The following is a 4,631-nucleotide window of genomic DNA, read 5'->3' as shown; positions in this document are numbered from 1 at the left end:
GGTCGATCTTCAGATCGGTGCTTGCGCCAAGGTTCTTCTCGAACACTTCGCCGTAGTTACCGACTTGCTTGACGATCTGTACGACCCAGTCCTTGGGCAGCTTGAGGTCTTTGCCATATTCGCCATCAGCACCGAGCAGGCGGGCGACGTCCGGGTTCTTGGTCGATTTCGCTTCAGCCTCGACATTCTTCGAGGTGATACCTGCCTCTTCGGCATTGATCATCGCGAACAGGGTCCACTTGACGATGCTGAACCACTCTTCATCGCCCTTACGCACGACAGGGCCCAGAGGCTCCTTGGAGATGGTTTCCGGCAACACGACATAATCGTTTGGCGACCCCAGCTTGGAGCGTTGTGCATAGAGTTGCGACTTGTCGGAAGTCAGCACATCGCAACGACCGGACTCCAGCGATTTGGCGCTTTCATCGGAGGTGTCGAAGGTGATCGGGGTGTACTTCAGGCCATTGGCGCGGAAGTAGTCGGAGACGTTGAGTTCAGTGGTGGTACCGGCCTGGATGCAGATGGTTGCGCCATCCAGTTCCTTGGCGCTGGAAACGCCAAGCTTCTTGTTCACCAGGAAACCTACGCCGTCGTAGTACGTGACGCCCGCGAACACCAGGCCCATGCCGGCATCGCGCGAACTGGTCCAGGTAGTGTTACGCGATAGCACATCCACTTCACCAGACTGCAACGCCGTGAAACGCTCCTTGGCGTTCAGTTGGCTGAACTTGACCTTGTTTGCATCACCGAAGACGGCGGCAGCCACGGCGCGGCAGACGTCAGCATCGATACCCACGATCTTGCCCTTGGCATCCGGCACCGAGAAGCCCGGCAAGCCGTCACTCACGCCACACTGGACGAAACCCTTTTTCTGAACCGCTTCGAGGGTTGCACCGGCCTGCGCGAAAGCACTGATACCCAGTGCGGCGGCAGCGGTAACGACTGCCAGAGTGGATTTCAACATCTTCATTAAAACCTCCAGATTGCTCTTGTTGTGTTCGAGCCGATTGCACCGCACCCTTATGAGGCGCATCCGACCCGTGCTGGCTTGCTTTTGGGTCAATGGCGCAATAACGCTGTTCTGTGACAGCCTTTAATAGCGAAATGGTGTTACCGTCGAAACGCCACGCGTCACGTCGCAAGGTTCGTAGCAAAGCGCGTACCACACTGAGCCGCTTAAGCGATTCAGTGTGCGCCAACAGGTAAACTTGTCGCCTTTCGACAAGTTTTTCCCGGACCGAACCGACACGCCTTCTTTTCATGCACTTAATAAGAGCGTGCGCACATTTTCGGAGCAGTCATGACCACCCCGTTGATACTTGAGCCGCAAAAGACCCCCGATGCCTGTGTGATCTGGTTGCACGGTTTGGGGGCAGATCGTTACGACTTCCTGCCGGTCGCCGAAGCCTTGCAGGAACAGTTGTTGAGTACCCGCTTCGTAATGCCCCAGGCACCCACCCGCCCGGTGACCATCAACGGCGGCTATGAAATGCCCAGTTGGTACGACATCACGGCCATGAGCCCGGCCCGTTCGATTGATCGCACGCAGTTGGAAGACTCAGCAGACCAGGTCATTGCATTGATCGAGGCCGAGCGCGCCAAAGGGATCGATCCAACGCGGATTTTTCTTGCCGGCTTTTCACAAGGTGGTGCGGTCGTGCTGCACACGGCGTATGTAAAGTGGCAAGGCACCCTGGGCGGTGTCCTGGCCCTGTCAACCTACGCACCGACCTTCAGCGCCGAACGCGAGCTAAGCGCCAGCCAGCAACGCACCCCGGCCTTGTGCCTGCATGGCCAGTACGACACTGTGGTACAGAACGCCATGGGCCGTACCGCCTACGAACACCTCAAACATTGGGGGGTTAATGCCGGCTGGCAGGAATACCCGATGGAGCACGAAGTACTGCCCGAGGAAATCCGCGATATCGGTACCTGGCTGACCCAGCGTTTGAGCGGAAGCACGACTTCCGTGTAGCCGTCAGCGCAATCCACTACGCCGCGCCCGAATCTTGCATTACACTGGCCGGCGTACATTCCTTAACCAATTGACGAGATGACCGTGCTCAAAGCACTCAAGAAGATGTTCGGCAAAGGCGAGGCTGAGCAACTCGCTGCCGAAACCGCTGCCCCCGTGGTGCAGCCACCTGCACAACCCAAGCCCTCTGCACCAGCAGCCCAGCCACAGGCTCAAGCGCCCGTCGCGGCAAAGGCTGAGAAACCGGCAGAACCCAAGCCGCGCCGTGAGCGCAAGCCAAAACCCGCGGCATCCAGTTGGAAACTGGAAGACTTCATGGTTGAGCCACAGGAAGGCAAGACCCGTTTCCACGACTTCAAGCTTTCGCCAGAGCTGATGCACGCCATCCATGACCTGGGCTTCCCCTACTGCACGCCGATTCAGGCTCAGGTACTGGGCTATACCCTGCGTGGCCAGGACGCTATCGGCCGCGCTCAGACCGGCACAGGCAAGACCGCCGCGTTCCTGATTTCGATCATTACCCAACTGCAGCAGACCCCGGCACCCAAAGAGCGCTACATGGGTGAGCCTCGGGCACTGATCATCGCCCCGACCCGTGAACTGGTCGTCCAGATCGCCAAGGACGCCGCCGCACTCACCAAGTACACCGGCCTGAACGTAATGACCTTCGTTGGCGGTATGGACTTCGACAAGCAGCTCAAACAGCTTGAAGCCCGCCACTGCGACATCCTGGTTGCCACACCGGGCCGCTTGCTGGACTTCAACCAGCGCGGCGAAGTGCACCTGGACATGGTCGAGGTGATGGTGCTGGACGAAGCCGACCGCATGCTCGACATGGGCTTTATCCCCCAGGTACGGCAGATCATTCGCCAGACACCACCGAAAAGCGAACGCCAGACCCTGCTGTTCTCGGCCACCTTCACCGAAGACGTGATGAACCTGGCCAAGCAGTGGACCACGACCCCGGCCATCGTCGAGATCGAGCCGGAAAACGTCGCCAGCGAGACCGTCGAGCAGCACGTTTATGCCGTGGCAGGCAGCGACAAATACAAGTTGCTGTACAACCTGGTCACCCGCAACAAATGGGAACGGGTCATCGTTTTCGCCAACCGCAAGGATGAAGTGCGCCGTATCGAAGAGCGCCTGGTACGCGACGGTGTCAACGCCGCCCAGCTGTCCGGCGATGTGCCGCAACACAAGCGTATCCGCACGCTGGAAAACTTCCGTGAAGGCCGCATCACCGTACTGGTGGCCACCGACGTGGCCGGTCGCGGTATTCACATCGACGGCATCAGCCATGTGATCAACTTCACCCTGCCAGAAGACCCGGACGATTACGTTCACCGTATCGGTCGTACCGGTCGTGCAGGCACCAGCGGCGTATCGATCAGCTTCGCCGGCGAAGATGACTCTTACCAGCTACCCGCCATCGAAACACTGCTGGGTCGCAAGATCAGCTGCGAGATGCCGCCGGCCGAGTTGCTCGAGGCCGTGCCCCGCAAGCCTCACTGATCGGCTGTACTGCAACACCGAAAACGCTGCCTGCTGCCAGGCGGCGTTTTTTTATGCCCGCGATATTGCCCGCAAGAACAAAAAGTCCATAATAGACAAAATAGTTTATTTGGAGCACTGCATGTCCGCGCCCCTCGTCATTGATCAACAGCACGCACGCCAACTGCTCAGCCAACTGGATGTCCCGCAGATCCTGCGCAAACTGTTTCGCGATCTGGCCGCCGGGCAAGCTGTGCAGCCGCCGCAGCAGCTCGTCGAGTTCCCAGGTGGTGCCGGCGATTTCATCAACTACGGCGGCGTACTGGCTGAAGACGGTGTCTACGGGGTCAAGACATCGCCCTACATCGTCCGTGACACGGGCCCACTGGTTACCGCCTGGACACTGCTGATGTCCATGGAAAGCGGCCAGCCACTGCTGCTTTGCGACGCTGGCGAACTGACCACCGCGCGCACCGCCGCGACCACCGCCGTGGCCGTCGATGCACTGGCCGCAAGCGGCGCCCGTCGCCTGACCCTGATCGGCAGCGGCCCCATCGCCCGGGCGCACCTGCGCTACACCCGCGACCTGCGCGACTGGCAGGACATCCGCCTCTACTCGCCGCGCCTGCATCAGCAGAGCGCCGAACAACGTCGTGCACTGAGTGACCTTGATCCACGCCTGACCTTTGCCGATACCCTTGACCAGGCCGTACAAGATGCCGACGTCATCATGCTCTGTACGTCCTCGGCCAGCCCGGTCATCGACCCGCGTCAATTGAGCAAACCGGCCCTGATCACCTCGATCAGCACCAACGCCGTGCGCGCTCATGAAGTGCCGCCAGAAACCCTCGCGAACATGGACGTCTACTGCGACTACCGCCTGACCACGCCAGGGTCGGCCGGGGAAATGCGCATCGCCAGCGAACAGCATGGCTGGCACGCCGACGCGATCATCGGCGACCTGGCACAACTGCTGAGCGATCAGGCGCCGCGCCCTGACTACCAGCGCCATGCGTTCTTCCGCTCCATCGGCCTGGGCCTTGAAGACATTGCCCTGGCCAATGCGCTCTATCGACTGCAGCGCGCCGACTGACGGCGACCGGAGACGTCCATGCAACCAGCAGATTTCATCATTATTGGCGCCGGCATTGCCGGCGCCTCCACC

The 4,631-nt window shown here is 60.1% G+C and carries 4 protein-coding genes; 3 read left to right on the top strand and 1 reads right to left on the bottom strand.

Going from position 1 to position 4,631, the window contains the following annotated elements:
• On the bottom strand, positions 1 to 970 hold a 970-nt coding region (locus EKA13_RS26020), incomplete at its 3' end, for an amino acid ABC transporter substrate-binding protein (RefSeq protein WP_065761923.1).
• A 330-nt stretch (positions 971 to 1,300) separates the two neighbouring features.
• Between EKA13_RS26020 and EKA13_RS26015 the strand changes: the two genes are divergently transcribed.
• The 3 genes from EKA13_RS26015 to EKA13_RS26005 all read left to right on the top strand — a co-directional run bounded on the left by EKA13_RS26015 (position 1,301) and on the right by EKA13_RS26005 (position 4,559).
• Complete coding sequence (locus EKA13_RS26015; RefSeq protein ID WP_065761922.1) at positions 1,301 to 1,975, top strand: alpha/beta hydrolase; 675 nt, start codon at positions 1,301 to 1,303, stop codon at positions 1,973 to 1,975.
• 84 nt (positions 1,976 to 2,059) lie between these two features.
• The gene (gene rhlB, locus EKA13_RS26010; protein WP_065761924.1) at positions 2,060 to 3,487 is read left to right on the top strand and encodes an ATP-dependent RNA helicase RhlB; all 1,428 of its coding nucleotides are present in this window, start codon (positions 2,060 to 2,062) and stop codon (positions 3,485 to 3,487) included.
• Between the two features lie 121 nt (positions 3,488 to 3,608).
• Positions 3,609 to 4,559, top strand: a complete 951-nt coding sequence (locus EKA13_RS26005; protein WP_065761921.1) for an ornithine cyclodeaminase family protein — start codon at positions 3,609 to 3,611, stop codon at positions 4,557 to 4,559.
• Positions 4,560 to 4,631 lie beyond the last annotated feature (72 nt).

The sequence above is a fragment of the Pseudomonas defluvii genome, assembly GCF_001695625.1.
Lineage (GTDB): Bacteria > Pseudomonadota > Gammaproteobacteria > Pseudomonadales > Pseudomonadaceae > Aquipseudomonas > Aquipseudomonas defluvii.
The sequence above is the reverse complement of the archived record's forward strand: the minus strand, read 5'-3'. Positions and strand labels throughout refer to the sequence as shown.